This is a genomic window from Anabaena lutea FACHB-196 (genome assembly GCF_014698305.1).
GTDB lineage: Bacteria > Cyanobacteriota > Cyanobacteriia > Cyanobacteriales > Nostocaceae > Anabaena > Anabaena lutea.
Genome location: NZ_JACJST010000008.1, coordinates 149501 through 172238, shown reverse-complemented (window position 1 = coordinate 172238; position 22738 = coordinate 149501). Strand labels below are relative to the sequence as shown.

At 39.1% G+C, this 22738-nt stretch carries 27 protein-coding genes and 1 tRNA gene; 14 read left to right on the top strand and 14 right to left on the bottom strand.

Going from position 1 to position 22738, the window contains the following annotated elements; genetic code table 11:
* Position 1: 1 nt before the first annotated feature.
* Positions 2-142 carry a photosystem I reaction center subunit VIII gene (psaI, locus tag H6G59_RS11245; RefSeq protein ID WP_083389547.1) on the top strand — a complete coding sequence of 47 codons (141 nt, stop codon included), beginning with the start codon at positions 2-4 and terminating at the stop codon, positions 140-142.
* A 419-nt stretch (positions 143-561) separates the two neighbouring features.
* On the opposite strand, the gene H6G59_RS11240 is transcribed toward psaI, so the two are convergent.
* The 6 genes from H6G59_RS11240 to H6G59_RS11215 all read right to left on the bottom strand — a co-directional run bounded on the left by H6G59_RS11240 (position 562) and on the right by H6G59_RS11215 (position 2915).
* Complete coding sequence (locus tag H6G59_RS11240; protein WP_016949290.1) at positions 562-681, bottom strand: photosystem II reaction center protein J; 120 nt, start codon at positions 679-681, stop codon at positions 562-564.
* Positions 682-735: 54 nt separating this feature from the next.
* Entirely contained in the window at positions 736-855 is a 120-nt protein-coding gene (locus tag H6G59_RS11235) for a photosystem II reaction center protein PsbL (protein ID WP_084776858.1), read from the bottom strand.
* A 9-nt stretch (positions 856-864) separates the two neighbouring features.
* Positions 865-1002, bottom strand: a complete 138-nt coding sequence (gene psbF / locus H6G59_RS11230) for a cytochrome b559 subunit beta (RefSeq protein WP_015115279.1) — start codon at positions 1000-1002, stop codon at positions 865-867.
* 9 nt (positions 1003-1011) lie between these two features.
* Positions 1012-1260 (bottom strand): cytochrome b559 subunit alpha, encoded by a 249-nt coding sequence (gene psbE / locus H6G59_RS11225; RefSeq protein ID WP_016949289.1) that lies wholly within the window; start codon positions 1258-1260, stop codon positions 1012-1014.
* Between the two features lie 233 nt (positions 1261-1493).
* Positions 1494-2516: a photosynthesis system II assembly factor Ycf48 gene (locus tag H6G59_RS11220; protein ID WP_190714391.1), complete on the bottom strand. Its 1023-nt coding sequence runs from the start codon at positions 2514-2516 to the stop codon at positions 1494-1496.
* A 54-nt stretch (positions 2517-2570) separates the two neighbouring features.
* On the bottom strand, positions 2571-2915 hold the full coding sequence (locus H6G59_RS11215) for a rubredoxin (RefSeq protein ID WP_190714389.1): 345 nt from the start codon (positions 2913-2915) through the stop codon (positions 2571-2573).
* A 375-nt stretch (positions 2916-3290) separates the two neighbouring features.
* Here H6G59_RS11215 and H6G59_RS11210 point away from each other — a divergent pair, with 375 nt between their 5' ends.
* Positions 3291-5363 carry a hypothetical protein gene (locus tag H6G59_RS11210; RefSeq protein WP_190714387.1) on the top strand — a complete coding sequence of 691 codons (2073 nt, stop codon included), beginning with the start codon at positions 3291-3293 and terminating at the stop codon, positions 5361-5363.
* 198 nt (positions 5364-5561) lie between these two features.
* Here H6G59_RS11210 and H6G59_RS11205 read toward each other — a convergent pair whose 3' ends face one another.
* The gene (locus H6G59_RS11205) at positions 5562-6428 is read right to left on the bottom strand and encodes a methylated-DNA--[protein]-cysteine S-methyltransferase (protein ID WP_190714385.1); all 867 of its coding nucleotides are present in this window, start codon (positions 6426-6428) and stop codon (positions 5562-5564) included.
* Between the two features lie 237 nt (positions 6429-6665).
* On the opposite strand from H6G59_RS11205, the gene ndhC reads away from it, so the two are divergent.
* From ndhC to H6G59_RS11175, 6 genes are all read left to right on the top strand, one after another.
* Positions 6666-7028 (top strand): photosynthetic/respiratory NAD(P)H-quinone oxidoreductase subunit C, encoded by a 363-nt coding sequence (ndhC, locus tag H6G59_RS11200; protein WP_127055227.1) that lies wholly within the window; start codon positions 6666-6668, stop codon positions 7026-7028.
* The gene (locus H6G59_RS11195; RefSeq protein WP_190714383.1) at positions 7019-7753 is read left to right on the top strand and encodes an NADH dehydrogenase subunit K; all 735 of its coding nucleotides are present in this window, start codon (positions 7019-7021) and stop codon (positions 7751-7753) included. The genes ndhC and H6G59_RS11195 overlap by 10 nt, the downstream gene beginning before the upstream one ends.
* Positions 7746-8273 carry an NAD(P)H-quinone oxidoreductase subunit J gene (locus H6G59_RS11190; protein ID WP_190714380.1) on the top strand — a complete coding sequence of 176 codons (528 nt, stop codon included), beginning with the start codon at positions 7746-7748 and terminating at the stop codon, positions 8271-8273. Before H6G59_RS11195 ends, H6G59_RS11190 begins: the two co-directional genes overlap by 8 nt.
* Before the next feature lie 175 nt (positions 8274-8448).
* Positions 8449-8637, top strand: coding sequence for a hypothetical protein (locus tag H6G59_RS11185; protein WP_190714379.1), 189 nt, complete (start codon positions 8449-8451; stop codon positions 8635-8637).
* Positions 8638-8762: 125 nt separating this feature from the next.
* Positions 8763-9086 carry a type II toxin-antitoxin system RelE family toxin gene (locus H6G59_RS11180; RefSeq protein WP_190714377.1) on the top strand — a complete coding sequence of 108 codons (324 nt, stop codon included), beginning with the start codon at positions 8763-8765 and terminating at the stop codon, positions 9084-9086.
* Between the two features lie 3 nt (positions 9087-9089).
* Positions 9090-9761, top strand: a complete 672-nt coding sequence (locus H6G59_RS11175) for a Shedu immune nuclease family protein (RefSeq protein WP_190714375.1) — start codon at positions 9090-9092, stop codon at positions 9759-9761.
* Positions 9762-9842: 81 nt separating this feature from the next.
* Here H6G59_RS11175 and H6G59_RS11170 read toward each other — a convergent pair whose 3' ends face one another.
* From H6G59_RS11170 to H6G59_RS11160, 3 genes are all read right to left on the bottom strand, one after another.
* Positions 9843-10082 (bottom strand): hypothetical protein, encoded by a 240-nt coding sequence (locus H6G59_RS11170; protein ID WP_016949276.1) that lies wholly within the window; start codon positions 10080-10082, stop codon positions 9843-9845.
* A gap of 180 nt (positions 10083-10262) precedes the next feature.
* Complete coding sequence (locus H6G59_RS11165; protein WP_190714373.1) at positions 10263-10817, bottom strand: phosphate-starvation-inducible PsiE family protein; 555 nt, start codon at positions 10815-10817, stop codon at positions 10263-10265.
* A gap of 110 nt (positions 10818-10927) precedes the next feature.
* Entirely contained in the window at positions 10928-11923 is a 996-nt protein-coding gene (locus H6G59_RS11160; RefSeq protein ID WP_190714371.1) for a tetratricopeptide repeat protein, read from the bottom strand.
* 246 nt (positions 11924-12169) lie between these two features.
* Between H6G59_RS11160 and H6G59_RS11155 the strand changes: the two genes are divergently transcribed.
* Positions 12170-14206: an elongation factor G gene (locus H6G59_RS11155; protein ID WP_190714369.1), complete on the top strand. Its 2037-nt coding sequence runs from the start codon at positions 12170-12172 to the stop codon at positions 14204-14206.
* Positions 14207-14337: 131 nt separating this feature from the next.
* Here H6G59_RS11155 and H6G59_RS11150 read toward each other — a convergent pair whose 3' ends face one another.
* Complete coding sequence (locus H6G59_RS11150) at positions 14338-14805, bottom strand: DUF29 domain-containing protein (protein WP_190714367.1); 468 nt, start codon at positions 14803-14805, stop codon at positions 14338-14340.
* Positions 14806-15261: 456 nt separating this feature from the next.
* Between H6G59_RS11150 and H6G59_RS11145 the strand changes: the two genes are divergently transcribed.
* A complete protein-coding gene (locus tag H6G59_RS11145) occupies positions 15262-16158 on the top strand; it encodes a prohibitin family protein (RefSeq protein WP_190714365.1) in 897 nt (298 codons plus the stop codon).
* Between the two features lie 44 nt (positions 16159-16202).
* On the opposite strand, the gene H6G59_RS11140 is transcribed toward H6G59_RS11145, so the two are convergent.
* Positions 16203-16394: a hypothetical protein gene (locus tag H6G59_RS11140; RefSeq protein WP_190714364.1), complete on the bottom strand. Its 192-nt coding sequence runs from the start codon at positions 16392-16394 to the stop codon at positions 16203-16205.
* A gap of 150 nt (positions 16395-16544) precedes the next feature.
* On the opposite strand from H6G59_RS11140, the gene H6G59_RS11135 reads away from it, so the two are divergent.
* The 3 genes from H6G59_RS11135 to H6G59_RS11125 all read left to right on the top strand — a co-directional run bounded on the left by H6G59_RS11135 (position 16545) and on the right by H6G59_RS11125 (position 19212).
* Positions 16545-17717 carry a murein hydrolase activator EnvC family protein gene (locus tag H6G59_RS11135; protein ID WP_190714362.1) on the top strand — a complete coding sequence of 391 codons (1173 nt, stop codon included), beginning with the start codon at positions 16545-16547 and terminating at the stop codon, positions 17715-17717.
* Positions 17718-17759: 42 nt separating this feature from the next.
* Positions 17760-17832: transfer RNA gene (locus H6G59_RS11130), tRNA-Arg, on the top strand.
* Between the two features lie 339 nt (positions 17833-18171).
* The gene (locus tag H6G59_RS11125; RefSeq protein WP_190714360.1) at positions 18172-19212 is read left to right on the top strand and encodes a cysteine hydrolase family protein; all 1041 of its coding nucleotides are present in this window, start codon (positions 18172-18174) and stop codon (positions 19210-19212) included.
* Positions 19213-19282: 70 nt separating this feature from the next.
* Here H6G59_RS11125 and H6G59_RS11120 read toward each other — a convergent pair whose 3' ends face one another.
* Positions 19283-20173 (bottom strand): LysM peptidoglycan-binding domain-containing M23 family metallopeptidase, encoded by an 891-nt coding sequence (locus tag H6G59_RS11120; protein WP_190714358.1) that lies wholly within the window; start codon positions 20171-20173, stop codon positions 19283-19285.
* Between the two features lie 312 nt (positions 20174-20485).
* Here H6G59_RS11120 and H6G59_RS11115 point away from each other — a divergent pair, with 312 nt between their 5' ends.
* Entirely contained in the window at positions 20486-21691 is a 1206-nt protein-coding gene (locus H6G59_RS11115) for an HhoA/HhoB/HtrA family serine endopeptidase (protein ID WP_190714356.1), read from the top strand.
* Between the two features lie 230 nt (positions 21692-21921).
* Here the strand turns inward: H6G59_RS11115 and H6G59_RS11110 are convergent, their stop codons facing one another.
* Positions 21922-22266 (bottom strand): DUF760 domain-containing protein, encoded by a 345-nt coding sequence (locus H6G59_RS11110; RefSeq protein WP_071189614.1) that lies wholly within the window; start codon positions 22264-22266, stop codon positions 21922-21924.
* Positions 22267-22738: the final 472 nt, after the last annotated feature.

The window sequence follows — 22738 nt, the reverse complement described above, 5'->3', positions numbered from 1 at the left end:
TATGTCAGGTTCATTTTTGCCCTCTATTTTGGCCTATTCTTCATTTTTGCCTTCCATTTTCGTACCTCTGACTGGTCTAGTTTTGCCAGCAGTAGTCTTCGCATTTCTATTTTCATATATTGAAAGCGAAGATATCGCCTAATTAGTGATGGGGAGATTGGGAGATGGGGTAATGGGGTGACGCGGTGACGCGGAGATGGGGAGATGGGGAGAAATTATTACCTACTGCCCCCTGCCCCCTGCCCCCCTCACAAGGGTAGGTATTTTACATTGTCGTGAGGGCAAGGCTTGGGGGACAAGGAAGGACAGTGGACAAGGGAGGAAAACCGTACAAAATCATATTCTTTTAGTAGCAAAAAGACCATTGAGCGGAGAAAATCTTCCTTGTCTACTTTCCCTCCTCGCCTTCCTAGTCCTGCCTTAACAGATAATATTAAAAACCTACCCTTGTCAGCTGCCCCCTGCTCCCTGCCCCAATTTTTAATGGCAAAACCGCCCATCTAAAACAGACAGGCGGTTTTTTTTGTTGTTTTTTAAACAAAAATTCGGATCAGCTTATCATTACAATGAAGAACCGATTCCAGCGTAGGCTCCATAAAAGAAAATACCTACAACAGTAATTACACCTAAACCTGCGACCGTAGCGACGACCCACAGGGGAATTCTTCCACTTCCAGACACTGTTTTCTCCTCCCTTAAGAACAAATCAACAGAAATTAGTCAAGACAGTTCCAGTTAGTTAAAGAAGTAACTGGAGAATAGAATCCCTAGAACAAAAACTAATAGTAGTCCTAGGTAAAGAGAGGTACGGTTTAATTCAACTGGTTGTTGATTAGGATTAGGCGATCTTTCCATGAGTTGCTCCTAGCGTTGAATAAACTGCATTGCGGCGATCGCTCCTAAAAAGAAGACAGTTGGCACACCTAGAGTGTGAACTGCGAGCCATCTAACCGTAAAAATTGGATAGGTAACTGGTTGATTGATGTTATTGCCGCTAGTCATGATTTCAAATTACTTTCCGATAAATGTTTCTACTTGCTTTTTAGCTTCAAAACGGTTTTTCACAATTGGCACTTCTTGACGAACCTGTGTGAAATACTCATTAGGACGGGGTGTGCCAAACACATCATAAGCCAGTCCGGTGCTGACAAATAGCCAGCCAGCTACAAATAAAGCTGGAATGGTGATGCTGTGAATTACCCAGTAACGAATGCTGGTAATAATGTCCGAAAACGGACGCTCTCCAGTGGTACCTGCCATTTAAATTACTACCTTCACGAAAACTAGTATTGAGTTTATTATCCTACAAAGTTTAGAAAGAGTTACAACTTGCAACGTTCTTCTCAGAAATCTCTTCTGGATGAATTTCTAAACTAGCCTTTCAGGAGGCTTGAGTACCGAGTACCGAGTTTTGAGTACCGAGTTTTGAGTAAAAAGGCAATAATCATAACCTACTCAACGCTTCGTACTCGGTACTCGGTACTCGGTACTATTTAAGCCGCCTCTGGTTGGTCGGCTGATTCTGCACTGGGGTTATATTTGAGCAAAATACCGCGATCGCCAATGATAAAACCTTGGTCTGGCTGAAAAAATACAATTTTGTAAAAATTAGCGGCCACTCCTTCTACTTCCCGGTCTTTTTCCCAAGTTTTGCCGCCGTCGGTACTGCGTAATAGATTACCACTACCGCCACCAATCCAAATTTCATTGGGTGTGCGATAGGCCAAATCTAGTAGACCCCAGCTTGTGGACAACTCTGGATATTCTACATCTAGCCATTCATCGGGTTTAGTCAAATCGCTAAATTGAACTTGACCTCCCCGTGCTAATAACCATAGTTGGCCATTATCAGCAAAGCCCATATTTTCTACTCGTCGAGAACTCAGACGGTTATGGGGTTCCCAAGCGGCTTGTCCTGGTTCCCAAACTGAGTAAAAACTACCTTTTGCAGAAACAGCAATATACTTGCCATCGTGCGATCGCTCTAAGTTCCGCACCACACCAACAGCAGCTTCGACTTGTGCTTTCCAGTTTTTACCACCATCTGTAGTTTTATAGATAGCACCCACGTCAGTCGCCATTTCGGCTGTATTGTCAGCCAAGGCTGCGATCGCAATTGGGCTACCGGGTAACTTTTCGTTTAAAGGAATACGTGACCAAGACTTGCCTTCATCAGTAGTATGTAGCAGCAACGAAGGCTCTCCAGCAATCCAGCCTTCATTTCCACTAAAACTGACTGAGTTAAAGCGATACCTTTCATCATCTAGTTCCAGTTTGAGAGGCTGCCAAGTATTTCCACCATCTTTGGTTTCCAATAAGGTAGCATTACTACCAACTAAATAACCGTGCTGGGGATTACCAGTAAAGCCAATATCGAATAGTTTCGACTCTGTTGGTACATTAATAACTTGCCAAGGATTGTAGCTGATAGAGGGAACTTTGCTACAACCTATACAAGCTATAACTACTATTAAGGCGGCAAAAATTCCTTGCCACTTTTTTACAATTGAGTGCATCAGTATTTCTTAGTCTTTTCTAAATTTTTGTAAGGTATTTGTGAAAACCGGTTCTTATTGTAAGCCGTAAAGACTGATAAAGAACAAGAAACCAAGGGCTAAAGCACCGAAGATCAAGATGTTCTTTTGGGTTGGTGTCAGGGTATTAACACCTAAGCCGTAACCTAAATTTTCTTTGAAACCAGATGCTGTACCCGCCGGACCAATGTTGGCAAAAGCTACCTTGTTAGCAGTACAAACTGGACAACGCCAACTGACAGGTAGTTCTGCAAACAGTGTCCCAGCAGTAATATCACTTTTATCGTCTCCTTTTTCAGGTTCATAAACGTAACCGCAAGAGCGACATTCATACCTATCTAAAACTGGAGTTTCAATAGCTTGTTTAGCTTGTTCGCTCATGGCTAAAGCCTCCCAGAGGGCAAATCTTAAAGATACGTTACAAATTATGACATATTTATTAGGCTTTTCTATCACTCTCAAAAAGGATAGCCAGAGTGTGAATACTGTCGGGGTTTATCCTATTGCTGATGAGATATGCATCTGGAATTCTCTCGGTTTGGATTAGTACCGTAAAAGTAGTGATGAATTTAAGCAATATTATAACCATATATTCAAAACATAAAGTACCATGTAGCGTTTTGATAAATCTTTTGTTAATTAATTTTATTTTGATCTCTTAAAACATTCTAAAAATACTGAAAAAAGCTATAATACAGGCAATATTGCCAGTAACAACCAATTAATAAATTAATAAATTAATAATTTAAATATAAAATGTCGCAACAAAACTTTCCTAAAAATAATCAAAATATGGGTAGAAGATCCCACGTTGATTTTCAACATATCCTTAAAGAACTTTCGGAAAATCGCAAAGATCCATGTGAAGTAATTCGCGAGTTAATTTCCAACTCTTATGATGCTAATGCTTCATCAATTAAGATTTTTCCATTGATTCAGTATGAAGGATTTATCTTTTTTGATAATGGTATAGGACTCAGCGAACATGAAAAAGATAGCATTAATGGAGTTACTTTGTATGAATCATTTTTTTCAGTTGGCATAAGTACAAAAACATTTGGTGAGACAATTGGATATAAATGCCAAGGATCTAAGCTATGCTTCGACTCTAAGAAATTTGCACTTATCACTCGTTGTCAATCTGACTCAGCTTGGAGATGGATTAAAATAGATAACCCTAAAGATAATTTAAATCTTAATTATCCCTTAGATAATCAGGAAACTAGAGCGCCTTGGGAAGTTTTACCAGAACTACTATTGCATCCAGACGAGCGATCAACACCCATCCTTGAGCAATTAAGCGAAGACTTCTTTACGCAGGAGTTTTCCCAGGGAACGATGATTTTAGTCCAGGGTTTAAACGTAGATAATTTCTCGACCTACTATGGTAGGAATACGAATAAACTTTCTTATCTTAAAAACTATATTTCTTTCAATACTCGACATGGAGATATTAGAACCTTACACCCTAAAAAAACTGGCTTCTCTGAGTCTGTCTCCTTAGCTTTCAAGAAAGATAGAGGATATCGAAATGACTGTGAACTCTTTCTGTGGCTGTCTTCTGATAAACCATTATTTCCAGATGGACTTGAAAAAATTCCTGATGGGTATCCCTATCTTGACAAAGCAGAAGAAGGCTTTAAGTTACCTACAAGTCTTTCAAGACTATTTGATGGAAGATTTTGCGCTCGATACGCTAAGATGATCACTTTTGAAGAAAGAAGCTATTGTCTGATTCTTGCAGTTGATGGTAATCGTCGCGCTCACAGTGAATATCGTGAGTTAGATCGACGAGGAGGTAAGCGATCTGGTATTCGACTCACAGATCAGAGAGGAACTTTTATCTGTTCACAAGGGGTCAAAGTCTGTCGATACGAAAAATTTTATGAAAGCAGCGAACTTAGAGAATATAGCGAACTGGCAAGTGATGATGGGCATAGACACTATGCATTCATGATCAATGGAAATTTTAGGCTCGTTACAAACCGAAATTCCCTAACAGAAGAATCTGAGAAAACGCTCAATAATAATGAATTTATAGTGGAAATCAAGAAATTTCTTGATGAAGCTAGACAAAAACACAGAGTTTTTCAAGAACTTGTTGACCGTCTTAACAAAGAACATATTGCAGATCGACTTGATGCTTATACTACGCAACTTAATGAGCGTAAAAACGATTTACAAAATAGAACTCGGTTTTTTATCAAGGGTATTAAAACAACTGAGGGTGATACATATCCTATCGAACAATTCAATCCGCAACTGAGTCGGAAAATTTTTGTCGAACCGCAGCTGGGTGAAGAACATGGTGTAGGGGGATTATATTTTTTGCTATCCCATCTCGTCATACCTGATTCTCCCTATGCAAATTTATGGCTGCGTCCTTTAACTTTTTCAGGAATTGGGATTGATAGCATTACCGTAGGAGATGACGAAGGCAGACCCTTAATTGCTGATTCCTGCAAAACCGTTGAGTATAAATTCAACTTTACCCCAGATCCAGAGTGTTCATCTGATGAGTTCGATTTTAATCATCCACTAATCCATACAGACCATATTTTGGTCTGGGACTTCGATTTAATTCCAGAAGAAAACAGTTATGTTCGTGATGCGTTCAAGTATTTTGGTACAGTTCATCTTTCTCCACATTTAAGTGCTATTGGATATGAGATTATCAATATTGCTAGTCAGGAAGGTTCTTCTTATCCTGGGACTGTTAAGGTAATTAGCCTGAAAAAATTGATTCAGCAAACCTTTGAATGTGAGTGGATAACTCCTCCTCCTAAAAAAACTTCCGTTAGTTCGCGTAATCGTAGAGGTAAAAAATGAAATGTTGCTCAACCCTTAATTCTACTATCTACAAGCAATTTTTATATAACAGGAAGAATATAAAATAAAACCTGAAACCAAACAGATAATTAGAACTTTAGAGGAAAAAACTACAGATTTCAACTTAGACGGTGTTTAATTCCTGAATGTAATAATTATTCAAATCAATATACTCCATACTGTGGTGATCGATATGGGTTAACTTAGCTGATTTCGACTAGCTTCCCATCCCAGGAGAACCGTCTTACGTTCTAATCCCCACCGATAACCACCCATCTCACCCGATTCTCGAATCACCCGATGACAGGGAATTAAGTGGGCAACTGGATTACTCCCTAGTGCATTACCTACGGCTCTAGCAGCGGTTGGACGATCCATTGATGCTGCTAAACCTTGATAGGTGGTAATCCCTCCCCAGGGAACTCTCAGTAGCGATCGCCAAACTTGAATCTGAAAGTTAGTCCCTTTAACATGAACAATTAATGGAGGACTATTGTCTGCAACTGGCTGGAAGATGCGAGTAATAGTTTCTTCTGTCACATCCTGATCATGAATGATTTCCGCATTTTTCCATTCTTGACGCAGCGTCTGTTCAGCAGTTTCTTCATCCCCTGTATCAAGAAAATGAAGATTGCAGATACCACGTACTGTTGTGGCAATGAGACAATCACCAAAAGGGGTTTCATGAATACCATACCAAATCTTCAACCCAGCGCCCCCAGACTTAAATTCACCGGGTGACATGGCTTCTAGCTTCACAAATAAGTCGTGCAAACGTCCTGGACTTGATAACCCCACATCCATAGTCAGAGATAAAAGGCTCTTAGTCTCAATGATTTTGGATTTTGCATATTCAACCGTAAGATATTGCAAGAAACGTTTGGGACTGATTCCTGCCCATTTCGTAAATAAGCGCTGAAAGTGATATTCACTCAGTTGTACGTGTTGAGCTACGGTTTGCAAGTCAGGCTGGTGCAGATGATTTTCATGCAGGAATGCGATCGCTTTCGCAATACATTCATAGGTTTCTCTATTGTAACTATTAGCTTTTATGGAGGAATTCATATTGTCAATTTATTCACCCAGCCCTCAATTTATCGATAGCAGTGGTTCAATACCACCCATTTTTTGCTATTCATAAAAACTGCATGAGCATTTTTCAATTAATTGGCAACTAATTGGCGATCAAATCAACACCATACCCTCAGTGTGTCAATTTCCACGATTTCAGAAAGCCTGAAAAGATATAATGTAAAAGAACAATATCCATTTCAATTGCACCATCAGCGGTAGATATCCATTGTGTTTGTCCTCAGCGGTTACGAATATCTTCTAGGCTTTTTCCTCCTCTGTAGCCTAGTACCAGCCCTGGCGCTCTCAGCGTCCAAGCTCCTCAGACCTAGTAGCTTCAGCCCGGAACGGCGCACCACTTATGAATCTGGAATGGAACCCATCGGCGGAGCCTGGATTCAATTCAACATTCGCTACTATATGTTCGCACTAGTTTTTGTCGTTTTTGACGTAGAAACTGTGTTTTTGTACCCTTGGGCGGTTGCTTTCCACCATTTGGGTTTATTGGCGTTTATTGAAGCGCTGATTTTTATTGCGATTCTCGTAATCGCCTTAGTTTACGCATGGCGTAAAGGAGCTTTGGAATGGTCTTGAATTCTAACATAACCACCCAGGACAAAGAGCGCATCATCAACCCCGTTGAGCGCCCTACTGTCACTCAAGAACTGTCAGAAAACGTCATCTTAACCACCGTTGATGACCTCTACAACTGGGCGCGGCTTTCTAGTTTGTGGCCTTTGCTGTTTGGTACAGCTTGCTGCTTCATCGAATTTGCAGCTTTAATTGGCTCTCGATTTGACTTTGACCGTTTTGGTCTAATTCCCCGTTCTAGCCCCCGGCAAGCCGATTTAATTATCACTGCGGGAACAATTACCATGAAGATGGCTCCTCAATTGGTGCGTCTTTATGAACAAATGCCTGAACCCAAGTATGTAATTGCTATGGGTGCTTGTACAATTACTGGCGGAATGTTCAGTGTTGATTCTCCTAGTGCTGTGCGCGGAGTTGATAAGCTGATTCCTGTAGATGTGTATTTGCCCGGTTGTCCTCCCCGTCCTGAAGCGATTATTGACGCAATTATTAAGCTGCGGAAAAAAATTGCTAATGATTCCATGCAAGAACGGGGTCAAATTAAGCAAACTCACCGCTATTACAGCACGACTCATAACTTGAAACCAGTACCAACGATTTTAACTGGTAAGTATATGCAGTCAGATACCCGCTTTACTCCACCGAAGGAATTGACGGAAGCAATAGGTATGCCCATACCACCTGCGCTACTGACAACAAAGACAAAGGAGGAAGAAAAGCGTGGCTGAAGAAGAATCTAATTTAGTTCCAGCAGCAGAAGAGTCGATAGTTGCAGCTGGTCAGGTTTCTCAGTGGTTGACAGAAAATGGCTTTGACCATGAATCTTTAGCCCCAGACGTGAACGGGGTAGAGATTATTAAGGTAGCAGCAGATTTCTTGCTTCCTACCGCTACAGCTTTGTACGCCTACGGGTTTAATTATCTCCAGTTTCAAGGAGGTATTGACTTGGGGCCAGGACAAGAATTGGTAAGTGTTTATCACTTGGTGAAGGTAAGTGATAATGCTGTTAAGCCAGAAGAAGTCCGGGTGAAGGTGTTCTTACCTAGAGAAAATCCCTCTGTGCCTTCAGTTTACTGGATTTGGAAGACTGCGGACTGGCAAGAGCGTGAGTCTTACGATATGTATGGCATTATCTATGAAGGTCATCCCAATTTGAAGCGGATTTTGATGCCGGAAGATTGGGTGGGTTGGCCTTTACGTAAGGATTACATCTCTCCTGATTTCTATGAGTTGCAAGATGCTTATTAGGTAGTGCTGAGTTTGAATCTGTGATTTACCCCTTTCCGGTGGCGGAGAGGGGTATTGTTTTTTAACGCAGAGGAACGCGGAGGTAAGCGCAGAGGTTCGCTGAGGAGATGTGATTTATTGATATAATCTTAAATAAGTAGTTATTGTATTAGGTGCATCTACCCAAATTCAAAAGATGAAATTACCCAATGGCGAAAAGTCAGAGATAGCTATGGAAAAGCTAACTGACTACTGCCTAAACCTACAAAAATTAAAATACTTCTTAGCATCTCTAGGGCAAATAGTCTTTAGAGAAATGACTGAAACAGAATGTGAAAGAGTTTTAACCCTACAAGAAATAAGTCAAATAATTTCAAATGTATGATTTATGCAGACGGATTTTTAATTTTGATAGCACTGCTAGGGTGTTTGGTATGCGATATAATGAGTGGTCAAAGTTTCATTAATCATAGTATAATGTAAATATTATCTAGAAAAATATGTGATTTTATGAATTCAGGTATTGAATCTAGCAACCAACAGTTAACTAAAAATCAAGTGGTTTTACTTGATAAAGCACAAATTGCACTTGACACTTTACCAATTGAAGATAAAAAGAAAGTAATTCGTGTTCTTAATTGTCTAGAAGAATTTCCTAATTGTTCAGATATAGACACTCACGCTTTGAAATCTATTCCTAATTCTTTTATTGCGCGAGCAGGTTTAAAATATAGAGTTATTTTTGAATTTAAAGATAGACAAGTCACTATTGTTGATATAGTTAATCATGACCGTCTTGAGAGGTTTTATCAAAAATTGAAAGAGGTTAGTTAGCAAATGAAAGGGCTAGACTCATTCAATTTAGACCTTAAAAAATGTCTAGTTGAGCTTGAAGAATTTGAAAAGTTACTTCTCAATAATCGTGAATTAAAAGAAAGTGAACATATACTCCCTTTTTTTAAGCAGCGACTACATTTATCTGCATATATTGCTTTTTACATTCCTCAGATGGTTAGATTTGACCAAATTAAACATGAATTTAGCTTTTTTGGGGATTTTCGTGCCGATTTAGCCATCGGTGATTCTGTCAATAATACCTACTGTTTTATTGAATTTGAAGACGCTACTAAAGACAGTATTTTTGTAGATAAAGGAAGAAGTACATCAGATTGGTCGCCCAGATTTGAACATGGTTTTAGTCAAATTATTGATTGGTTTTGGAAAATTGATGATTTTAAAAATACTTCCTTAGCTCGTTCTATTTTCGGTAGTGAAAATATAGAGTTTTATGGAATCCTTATTATAGGTAGAGATGCTTTTATCTCTGATATTGATAAAGCTAGATTAAAGTGGCGTTTAAATAAAGTTTTAGTAGATTCCCGCAAAATTATTTGCATAACATTTGATCAGTTAGCTAGAGATATTAGAGATAGCTTTTTACGATATTCACTGATTTATGAAGCAGAATCAGAGGCTGAAGAAAATATTTCAACAAATGAAAGTGATTGACTATACTAAATTTTAAGGGTCATTTTCAAAAATATCAATGGTGCGTTACGCTGTCGCTAACGCACCCTACGGATTTAAAGTTTACATCCTTCCTTGTGCCATCACTTGTTGCAGATGATGACGAATTTCTTGTGCTTCTTCAATTTCTGATTGACGCAATTTTTGGAATAGTTCTACACAAGGTTGAGAATTAACTTCTTGTGCATCTTGAATGTAACGTTCGTAAGCTTGTACTGCTGCGGCTTTGTTGTGCAGTACGGTGATGAAGTCGTACTCTAAATTACTAATTGGTTGTTGCGATTGTCCGTTACCAGTAGTCATAAATTTACCCTTTTGAAAGTTTCTAATTAATTTATACTCACTCTCAAAGAGTCCTTCATCTACCAAAAAGCTGAAGGAAAAGTATCAAGGCTGCTGAGGCAGCCTCAAGTATTTGGTATTCCCACTTGCTACTTTTATGGCTTGGTTTATCTAGCCAGAGAATTATGTCTTTTGGCTTACTTATGCAGGAGGTTGGTTTTCATCACAGGTACGTGAATATCGAAATTCTAGTTCATTTTCCTGTTCTCTACCTCCTTGATGCACTATCGGGCAAAACTTTGTGTTAGCACTCATGCAATCCATATGTGGTGTTTTCGCACACACTAATAATAGTCCACCCAACATCAACAATAAGCCACAAATTGCTGCTGTCTGTATTCCAGAAATTTCTAGCGCACCGTGAACTACTACTTCCCTCAGAACGGAAACAATTGTGACTTCGACTGCTACACCAACAGCAATACTATGCTCTTGTAAGTAAATCATGAGTAGTCGAAATAACTCAACTAGAATCAACACAAATAACATTTTAGCTGTTACTTGTTTGTAGTCTAGTGAATGAGTGAGAGAAATAAATATTCCCCACAATTGTACTAACATGACTGCAAACAAGGCTAAACAGAGGAAAATGACAATTAAGTCTTGGAAAGCCTCCATGTTGCGAACGATCGCATGACGATCTAACCAGCGGTCAAAAAATAAAAATCGGCTCTTGAAGCGTTTCTGTGTATGCATTTTCATTCCTATTGGGATTCAGACCACACCAGCCAGTTAACCCAATTATCTTATTGTTACGTAATATTAAAGGTTCGCGCCTCAGCGTGGTTTGTTATTTAATTGGTTATTTAATTGTTATTTAAGTTTTGTGCTTGTATTAACAATTGTTCAGCATTTATTGCCCATTGGGAATTTTTCTGAGTTTTATATAAATCTCTGGCATATTGGAATACTTTAACTGCTTCTGAATATTGCTTTAATTGTATAAAAACTAATCCTGCACCATAATAAGCATCAGCATAATTGGAATTTACTTCGGCTGATTTTCTAAATGCTGCTAATGCTTCGTTAAATTTGCCCTGATTAAACCAAATTGAACCAAGATTATAATGCGCCTCTGCATATCTGGGATTTATGGTGATTGCTTTGGTAAAGGCTTCCTGTGCGAGTTCAATTTTGCCTTGTTGCAAATAAGACATTCCTAAATGATAGGCTGGTTCTGGGGAATTTTGACTATATGTGATGGCTTTTTTAAAAGATGCGATCGCACTCTCCCAATCTTTTTGTATTTCTCGTACCAATCCCAAGTTATAATGGGCAAAGCCCAGTTGCGGATCTAATTGTAACGCCCGTTGTAAATAATCAACCGCTAACTGTAAATTATTCCCTTCTAACAACGCACCTCCTAAATTAGCAAAAGCCGGAGCAAATAGAGGATCTGTTTGCGTAGCTTGATAAAAAGCATCTGCTGCTGGTTGTAGTTTTCCAGCTTGTCGCAGTGCTAAACCTAAATTATAGTGTGCTGGTGCTAAGGTCGGATCTAATCGAGTTGCTTGACGAAACGCGGTAATTGCATCTTCAAGCTTTCCCCCTTGAATCGCCTGTAAGCCTTGATTTAAATTGTCTAACGCCGTTTGACGATTGATAGTTTGAGCGAAAAAAGACCTAACCTCCCGACGCGGGAATCGGGAGTTAAAGCCTCTCTCCTTGTAGAAGAGGGGTTTTATATTTAATTGAGTTGAGTTGATTGGGGGAGAGGTTGAAATTACTGGACTAATATTTACATTTATTACCAGCAAAGTGACAATTCCAATTAGAGGATATTGTTTTAATGATAATGTCATAAATTTACTAGATAGAAAATATTGCTACAAACGAATTATTTTACAAAAAGTTTAGATTCAGAATAAAACTTAGTACTACTTAACTTTTCTTAAGCTAAATCTTACAACAAGCAACGATTTTTTTATCTTTAGATTAAAAGGAGGATAATAAAAAATTAAAGCAGGAATAATTCTCCTGACCACATAAATGAATTACTCCTGAAAAACACAGAATGCGGTTCAGGGAATCACCGCAAAGGAGAATTTATGAACGAAAAAGTAAAATCCGGTTCGCGGAATGTGGCAATTGTCGGCCCTTATTTGAGCGGAAAAACCACTTTACTCGAAAGTTTGTTATTTGTCACCGGAGCGATTTCTCGCAAAGGTAACGTTAAAGATGGTAACACAGTCGGAGATAGCGCCAACGAAGCAAGAGATCGGCGTATGAGTGTTGAGGTATCCGCAGCTAATACCGAATATGAAAATACCCGCTTCACTTTTATAGATTGTCCCGGTTCTATAGAATTTGCCCAAGAAACATATAATGCTTTAATGGGAGTCGATGCCGCAATTGTCGTTTGCGAACCGATCAAAGATAGAGTTCTTACCCTAGCACCATTATTTAAATTCCTTGATGATTGGGAAATTCCCCATATCGTTTTTGTGAATAAAATGGATAGGGTGAATATTCACGTTTTAGAAACATTACACGCACTGAAAGCTGTTTCTAGTCGTCCTTTAGTGCTGCACCAATTTCCCATTATGCAGGGGGAACAACTCACAGGATTTATAGATATGGTAAGTGAACAAGCTTATCAATATCATGCCGGCTCACCTGCTGATTCTATACCTTTTCCAGAACATTTAAAAGCAGAAGAACATATAGCCAGAGCAGAAATGTTAGAAGCTTTGGCAAATTTTGACGATCATTTACTCGAAGAAATTTTAGAAGACATTGAACCTTCCCAAGAGGAAATTATCAAAGATTTAAAACTGGAATTAGGTGCTGATTTAGTAGTACCTGTTTTCTTTGGTGTTGCAGAACAAGACTTTGGTGTTAGACCTTTATTAGAAGCTTTACTTAGAGAAGCACCGGAACCAGAAACAACAATGGAACGGCGTTTGGAGAAAATCAGTGATACTCCTTTAGCGCAAGTTCTCAAAACTTTTTACACTCCTCAAGGTGGTAAAGTTTCCCTAGTGCGAGTATGGCAAGGAACATTAACTGATGGTATTGTTTTAAATGGTGTTCGTACTGGTGGTCTTTACCGTTTAATGGGACAACAACAACAGCAAGTGAATCAAGCTGTAGCTGGGGAAATTGTGGCTATAAGTCGGTTGGAAGGAATGAGAACTGGGGATACACTTTCTACAGATTCCCAAATGATGGAATTACCCAAAGCTAAACAATTAGAACCAGTTTTTGCTTTAGCAATTACACCTGAAAAACGCAATGATGAGGTAAAACTCAGCAGTGCAATTACTAAGTTATTGGAAGAAGATCCAGCGTTAACTTGGGAACAACATGGAGACACCCACGAAGTTATCCTTTGGGGACAAGGTGAAATACATTTGCAAGTTGCTTTAGATAGATTACGTCGCAAATATAATTTACCTATGTCTACTCATTTACCTCAAGTTCCTTACAAAGAAACTATTCGTAAACCTGTAAACTCGGTGCATGGACGTTATAAACATCAAAGCGGTGGACATGGACAATTTGGAGATGTTTATTTAGATATTCAACCTTTACCAAGAGGGGAAGGTTTCAACTTTAATGAAAAAATTGTTGGTGGTGTGGTTCCTAGACAGTACATTCCTGGGGTAGAAATGGGTGTGCGGGAATTTCTCACCCACGGGCCTTTGGGTTTTCCAATGGTAGATGTTGCGGTGACATTAACAAATGGTTCTTATCACAGCGTTGATAGTTCGGAACAAGCTTTTAAACAAGCTGCACGGTTAGCTATGCAGACGGGAGTAACCCAAGCCCAACCTACTTTATTAGAACCGATTTTAAAGGTAGATGTGAATAGTCCCAGTGAGTTTACTTCTAAAGTTTTGCAACTTTTGACTGGTAGACGGGGGCAGATTTTGGGTTATGAAGGTAGACATGATTGGCCAGGTTGGGATAATGTGGCTGCATATTTACCCCAAGCGGAAATGCAGAATTTTATTGTAGAATTGCGATCGCTTACTCTTGGTGTTGGTTCTTTCCATTGGGAACAAGATCATCTGCAAGAAGTACCAGAAAAGCTGGCTGAACGCATTCTCACTACTAATGGTGGTAACGGTAATAGTAAATAGTTTAATCTCGTTCCCAGTCTCTGACTGGGAATGCTATCTAGAAGGTTCTACCTTCTGTTTTTTATTTTTTATTTCGCGCAAAGGCACAAAGGAGCAAAGACGCAAAGGAAGGAGAAAAGATAAGAAAAAAATCAATGTTGTTCTGGTAAATAATCTTGATTTAAAGTTTCATCTGTAGTAAAGGGAGAATCTACAGGAAAAGTATCAAGTGATAATCCTGTTTCTAAGGATGCTTGTTTTCTTGCATCTTGATAAGATTCGTTAAATACGTCAGAGAAGTATTTTTTTAAACTTGGACTTTCGGTTAAGTCTTCTTTCAATCTGCGTCTATGTTCAAATATAGTAGATAACCAACTATTGCTGCGTTTTTCTGGCTGATATTTATATTTGAGTAGGTGCATTAATACAACTAATAAATTACTTTTTAATGCTCTTTTTTCACTTCTCCCCATGCTTTCAATTTCTTCAATTAAATTAGTTAAGTCAATTTCTGCAAAGTTACCATTTTTTAATTGTTTGGCTGTTGTTTCTATCCACAGATAAAAGTCTTCATTATAAAGATTTGAATTAGTCAGGTTTGTTGGTTGAGTTGCTGTCATTTTATTCCAACCTCCTCAAATAAATTGTGAGATTTTACGGTAAGCTCTTTAGGTACGCATAGAATCATTAGGTGATATAATCATTATACTTAAATCGCTTACTTTAGGCGTTGCTTCTTTTCATTGGAAGATCATTTGCAAGAAGTCCCGGAAAAGTTAGCTGAACGCATTCTAATTAATAACGGTAAATAGTTTAATCTCGTTCCCAGTCTCTGACTGGGAATGCTATCAGGAAGGTTCTACCTTCCGTTTTTTGTCTCACGCAAAGACGCACCAACGAAGCACGAAGTGCGTTAGACGCAAAAGACAGAAAGAAGATCATGATATTTTTGAAACCCGTTTAAGTAAACAGGACAGAGATTGAGAATAATAGATTTTATTGATAACCAAACCTTAAACTTATTATTATACTTGTATGTTAAGTATATATAACATCTTAACAATACAGAAAATCTCATGGGCTTTATATTCTCCCTCCTCACAAGTCTCATAGCAATTCTCATATATCTCCAAACCGGCAGAATAACCAATGCAAAGACTCAATTTGCGGTACGTGGAATTACCATATTGATTGGTACTATTGCACTAATGCCTTCTATTTCCAGACTTTTGGTGATAGTTCCACCGGGGAATGTTGGTATTGTCAACTTATTTGGTAAAGTTTCCGACAATACCCTCGATTCAGGTGTCCACGTAGTTAACCCTTTTGCTAAAGTTTTGAATTTTTCTACTCGTCTTAAAGATATTAAGGAAAACATAGACACAACATCTCAAGAAGGTTTGAGTTTAAATCTTGATGTCAGTCTTCAATATAGACTTGACCCCCAGAAAGCAGCGATAGTATATAAAACAATTGGAACTGATGAAAAACAATTGATCATTTCCCGATTTCGTTCTACTGTCCGCGCTATTACAGCAAACTATCCAGCAAGTGCAGTTTACTCAACAAAACGCCAAGAAATAGTTCAAAAAATTAATCAACAACTGATACAAGAAATACCAAGTTTGGGTTTTATAGTTGACCAAGCACTTTTGAGAAATGTGAAAATGCCTGAAACTCTGCAAACAGCTATTCAAGAAAAACTCAAAGCAGAACAAGAAAATGAACAGATGAAATTTGTGTTGGAAAAAGAGCGTCAAGAAGCTGAACGCAAGACAATAGAAGCGAAAGGTATCGCTGATGCTCAAAAAATTATCTCTGGTGGACTCACTAACCAAGTTCTGCAATTACGCACAATTGAAGCTACAGAAAAACTTGCTCAATCTAATAACTCTAAGATTGTAGTTATCGGTTCTGAAAAGGGGGGAATTCCTATTTTAATTCAACCAGATTCAGTAACAACAAAACCATAAAATCTTTTCAGATGTTTGTGCTGGGAGTACGAACCTAATTAATATTAATCATCATTACCAAAAGAAACACAAGGACTGTCAACTTCTTCCGCAGGAGTGAAAGAATTGCAGAAAATCACAGTATCACAATTAACTCCAGATTCATCAGGGTGAGTGCATTCTAATTTGACATAAAAAGCACAGTCTTTACAAATACTCTGACATGGCACTGGTTGCGAGTTAATGGAATTTGACATATATATGGCTATCCTAAATGAGATTTGAACAACAAGATCACCGACTTATCTAAGAAATTGGGGCGGTGATCTGGGGATGGGTGTTAAATTTTACCCAATTTTGGGCATAATATTGTTCATATCTGCATTGCTTGGGCGGAATTTAACTAGATGAAAACGGCATTTTTTAAACAAATTAGATTCTGGTGGTTATTTCTGATCTGTTGTTGCATTTTCTGGACAGTTTTCATACTGTTGCCAGTATCTGCAAATTCTATTAACACCCTTAAACAACAACAGCAGCAAGTTCAGCAACAACGTGAGAATGTAATTCAGGAACAGAATCGCTTAACAAATTTACAAATAGAAGCACAAAAACACCTAACTGGTGTCAAGCAAAATATCCAAACTACTAATAGCTATATTCAAGAAAGCGAACTTAGATTACAACAAGCTAACCAACGTCTCCAGCAGTTAGAAGCTGATTTAGCTATTTCAGAAAGAGATTATGAAAATCGGCAAGTTGCAACAGTCGCAAGATTGCGGTATATTCAACGTTCCCCTATTTCTCAGGGATTAGCTGTTTTACTACAAAGTCAAAATATTAGCGATTTTATCAGTCGTCGTTATCAGTTGAAGTTGGTTTATAAAGCAGATCAGCAAATTTTAGCGAGACTGTCTCAACAAGCAAATTTATTAATTCAACAAAGAACAGAAGTAGAAGCGCAGAAAAACCAAATTGCTTTAATTAGAGAACAATTACTAGCCCAAAAAGCTGATTATCAAAATCAAGCCCAGTCACAAACAGAATTAGTTCAACGCTTAAATAGCGATCGCTTGGCTTTAGAAGCTGCACAAAATCAACTGGAGAAAGATTCTCAAAATCTAGAAGCTTTGATTCAAGAAAAAGAAAGGGAAGCCGCACTAGCAAAAGCTAACAGTAAAGTTTGGATTCGTGGTACGGGTATCTTTGCATTTCCCAGCGACGCACCCACCAGCAGTCCTTTTGGCTGGAGAATACACCCAATTCTCGGTTATCGTCGCTTTCATGCCGGTTTGGATTTTGCAGCCAGTTATGGTAGTACAATTCGGGCAGCAGATTCAGGTACGGTGATTTTTGCAGGTTGGTATGGTGGTTATGGTAAAGCTGTAATTATCAGTCACAGCAACGGTATCAGCACTCTTTATGGACACAGCAGTGAGTTGTATGTTAGCGAAGGACAGGCTGTACAAAAAGGACAAGCGATCGCATCTGTCGGTTCTACAGGCTTATCTACAGGCCCTCACCTGCATTTTGAAGTCCGTCGTGATGGTACACCCGTTGACCCAGCAAATTACTTGTAATCAAATTCAAAAAGTATGATATAATATGAGGTATATGTTTGAGGGCGCGTGGCTCAGTGGATAGAGCAACAGGTTCCGGTCCTGTGGGTCGGGGGTTCAAATCCCTCCGCGCTCGTTTTTTAATTATTACAAATCAAAAAGAAAATTAATTTTTTCTCAGTTTTTCTTCACCTTAACCGACCATTATTTGCATTCCCATTGGAATTGGCAAGTTTGAGAAAACCTCAAATATCCAAATTTCCAAAATTACAGTGTATTTCAGGTTTATGAGGTACAGCCGCAAAAGTGTGTAAACCTGTTTTTTAAAAGCGTGGAATTAATCGAATCAAACGTAGCCAAAATGAAGATATAAACAAGAGTATACCTCACTTATCTGTAATCTGCTTTAACCCTCTTTCAAAAAAGATAAATGTTTCTGAGGAGAGGGATATATAGACAAGATTAAAATTTAATTATGAACACCCAAACAACAACCCAACTCCCCATTCCCACACACTTCAACCCTGCAAAAGTCGGCGAAGTCTGGCGTGTACCTTATCAACAACGCGCAGCCGAAGCAGAAATATTTGCAAAACAACAAAACATCCAACCAGCAACATTAGATAAAACCCGCATTTGTCTATTATTAATAGATGTCCAAAACACATTTTGTATTCCCGATTTTGAATTATATGTGGGTGGACAAACAGGAACTGGTGCAGTTGATGATAACACCCGATTGTGTGAATTTATTTATCGCAACTTGGGCATAATTACAAAAATTATTCCCACCCTAGATACTCATACAGCAATGCAAATCTTCCATCCTATTTTTTGGATAAATGCAGATGGAGAACACCCGACACCAGCAGCAACCAACATTACACCCGCAGATATTGAACAAGGAATTTGGCAAGTTAACCCAGCAGTTGCTAATAGTGTGACAAATGGCGATTATGAATTATTAAAAAAACAAGCTTTTCATTACGTGAAACAACTTAGCCAAAATGGGAAATACCCGCTGACAGTTTGGCCTTATCATTCCATGTTAGGCGGAATTGGTCAGGCTTTGGTTTCATCTGTAGAAGAAGCCATATTTTTTCATAGTATCGCTCGTCAAAGTCAAACTCAATTTGAATTAAAAGGTGAAAATCCGTTAACAGAAAATTATTCTATTTTACGTCCAGAAGTATTAGTAGGTTTTGACGAAAAGCCAATTGCTGAAAAAAACAAAAATTTAATTAAACAACTTTTAGAATTTGATGCGGTGATTATTGGAGGACAAGCTAAAAGTCATTGTGTTGCTTGGACAATTGATGATTTATTAACAGAAATAAAACAAGTAGACCCTACCCTGACAAATAAAATCTATCTACTTGAAGATTGCACTTCTCCTGTTGTAGTTCCGGGAGTAGTTGACTACACAGAACAAGCTAACGCGACATTTGCCAGATTTGCAGAAGCAGGAATGCACATCATTAAATCAACGGATGAATTCGTAATTCGTAATTCGTAATTCAGATTTTAGAAATTACTCTCCCTGCTTACTCTGCTTTCTTCCGCTGTCACCTGTCACCTGTCACCTGTCACTTATCACTTGTTAAATAATTTTTTGGATCTTTAGCTTCCCAACCCAGGGAACCGTTAGAACGCATTTCAAAATGTAGATGAGGTTCTCTAGAAGTCGGTTGTCCTGTAGCTCCTACAGTTCCCAGTAAGTCACCTTTTTTGACATTTTGACCCAAAGTGACATTTATCGTCTCAAGCTGGGCGTAACGGCTTTGATATCCGCCAAGGTGGTTAATAATTACCAACTTGCCATAAGTACCTTGGTCTTTAGCAAATACTACAATACCTGGTGCGATCGCTTCCACAGGAGTACCCACTGGTGCTACCAAATCTACACCACTATGAAAAAAAACTTCCTTGGTTATGGGGTTGATTTGCCAGCCATAAGGTAAAGCTACAGTTGTTGCACTCGATAAAGGATAGCCCGCTATTGTTGCAGATGGTGCAGTTTGTGGAGGGGAAGCAGCAATAATACGATTAGAAGACCCAGCTACACCAGGAACAACCGGAACAAAAACAACTCTAGGATTTTGTTGACAACCATTAATCTCAAACAGGGTATCTGGACGGACTTTGTACTTGACCGCAACTTGTCGCCAAGTTTGAGTGGGGGGTACTTCTACTACAATTCCATTGAAGGGAGGAATCTGAAGTTCAGTACCAACCCTCACAGTCCCGTTGTTGATAAATGGATTCATGCCGATAATTGTTGCTGGCATGAGCTTGTAGCCCTGGGCTATGCCCTCTAAAGTCTCACCACGAGAAACTTGATGGCGTTGAATGCGAGATAGGGCAGGAGTTGAACAACTTGGTGCAGCATTAGCGCTTTGTGGTTGTGGCATTGTGGATATTAGCCCCAATGCGCTAACTAAGCTATACAAAAACATTGAACGATAGGGAAAAGTCATGTCAACAAGTTCAGAGAGCGCTAATTCTAGATTTTAGTTGGGGAATCTTAAAGATAGGATATTTTTTTGCTTAACTCCAAGTTAAGCAGATCGGCGCAAAAAACCAAACTATGTAAAAAATATGAACTAGGCTAAAATCCTCTTTCCCCCTGCAAGAAAGCCCCTGCCTGATCCCAACGAAAAATATTTACACCAGCCTACTTATCTCCCCCACAATATCTCTCTGCCCCCTGCCCCCTTTCTTCTTTTTTGACTACACTTAGAAATTAGTAACTGTCTAGCTGTGAGCGCAATTATTCTTAATTAATTAATATGAAGTTATCTGTGAAGCAAGTAGCCGTTTATCTGTTTTTAGTAGTAATGGGCGGTGGTTTTGGTGTATTTGGTAGTCGATATCTTTTGCCACACAATCCCTCATTTCTAGAGTTAAAAAATGTCACAGCGGCTTTACCTCCAGAATCCGTTATGCCTGATCCTACCGAAGGAGTGGGAAATTCTGTTGGTGGCAATAATGTAAATTTTATTGCCACTGCTGTGCAGAAAGTAGGGCCAGCGGTTGTGCGAATTAATGCGACTCGCAAAGTGGCCAATCCGATTTCTGAAGCTTTAAAAAATCCTGTATGGCGGCGTTTTTTTGGGGAAGATGAAAAACCAATTCCCGAAGAAAGAATTGAGCGAGGTACAGGATCAGGATTTATTTTGAGCGAAAATGGGGAATTACTAACCAATGCTCATGTAGTAGCCGAGACAGATACTGTACAAGTTACCCTCAAAGATGGTCGAACTTTTGAGGGGAAAGTAGTAGGAGTTGATACTATAACAGATGTAGCAGTGGTAAAAATTCCGGCTGATAAATTGCCCACAGTGAAGTTAGGTAATTCACAAAACTTAATTCCTGGTCAATGGGCGATCGCTATCGGTAATCCTTTAGGTTTAGATAATACTGTGACTATCGGCATTATCAGCGCCACAGATCGCACCAGCGCCCAAGTCGGTGTTCCCGATAAGCGTGTTAGTTTTATCCAAACTGATGCCGCCATTAACCCAGGTAACTCTGGCGGACCCCTCTTAAATGCCCAAGGTGAAGTTATCGGCGTTAATACTGCTATCCGCGCCGATGCTCAAGGACTTGGTTTCGCTATCCCCATAGAAACCGCCGCCCGGATTGCTAATGAGCTATTTACCAAAGGAAAAGCAGATCATCCCTTTTTGGGAGTGGAAATGACAGACCTTTCTCCTGCCAAAAAACAACAGTTGAATCAAGTCAACAAACTCAACATTCAGCCAGATGTTGGTGTTGTCATTAAGGAAGTTTTGAAAAATTCTCCAGCAGAAAAGGGAGGATTACTTCCTGGAGACGTGATTCAAAAAATTAACGGTAAAGTAGTGAAAATTACAGCCCAAGTACAGAAGATTGTTGAATCAAGTACAGTGGGTGACATTCTAGAAATCGAAGTCAACCGCAAGGGAAAAATTCAAACCTTCAAAGTGCTATCAGGAACTTATCCGCCCCAGTAATTAATATTACAGACGTGTTTACGAAGAGACGCGGAGAGAGAGACGCGGTGACACGGAGACAGAAATTAAACTCCGATTGTAACCCCGCCCAATTTCCAGCGTCTGAATAGAAGATTCAGACGGGGTTTCAGACCCCTGGAACTTTCGTTCCAGAGACGCATCAAAAGCTCCGAGTCTCCGAGTCTCTGAGTCCCCGTGTCATCTTTGATCAATCGCGCCTGTACTCTTGACTATTGATTAGACAAATGCTCTAATTGCATTCGTTGTTCCATTTGGCGCAAGAAATACCCGGTCATCATTGCTGATGCTAACAGCCCTGCTAGGTTATCGCGGTCTGTAGTAATTTGCACATTAAAACTTTCTCCTGGAAGCATTCCCACCAGCCCTTGGACATTTTGAGAAATGATTTGTTTAATTTCCGGGCTGACAGACTGGGCTACACGGGCTAAGACTTCGGGAGACTGATGCTGCAAATATTTGAGTAACTGATTCGGATTTTCCCCAAAGTGATCGTTCAAAAGCTGATTAGGGTGTTGCTCAGAGTTGTCATTCAAAAAGTCAGGATCAAACACCATTGGCAATTTTTTTTAGCTTAGTTGCTAATTCTACTCTAAACCATTGTCAAGGGATAGTGCATTCTTATAAAGTTGCAACGCACCGGCTGAGATTACAAGTAGAGATCACAGAAGGCCAGGAACAATTAAAAAAAGCCGTTCCATATGCTGTAAAAACAACGGGTAAAGAAAGGCTACAGACACTCTACGGGCTTAAAAGTGGTTAAGAATATTGTTATTGTAGAGTTTTACCACCAACTAGAACATCAAATTTTGTATTTAGGATGACAAAGTATTTGATGTTTTATACTTGATTTTAATTGTGAAGTATATGCTATGGCAATCCTAAATAATTCGTGAGCAAATCTTTTGCTTATTCCTAGCTTGTCTATTTTCTGTATCAGTACGAGTGTAGCAATGCTAAAATCCTACATCACAAATCAGATAGGACTGCTATATGCAAATTCAAATCACAAGTATGGAATTTAGCTGA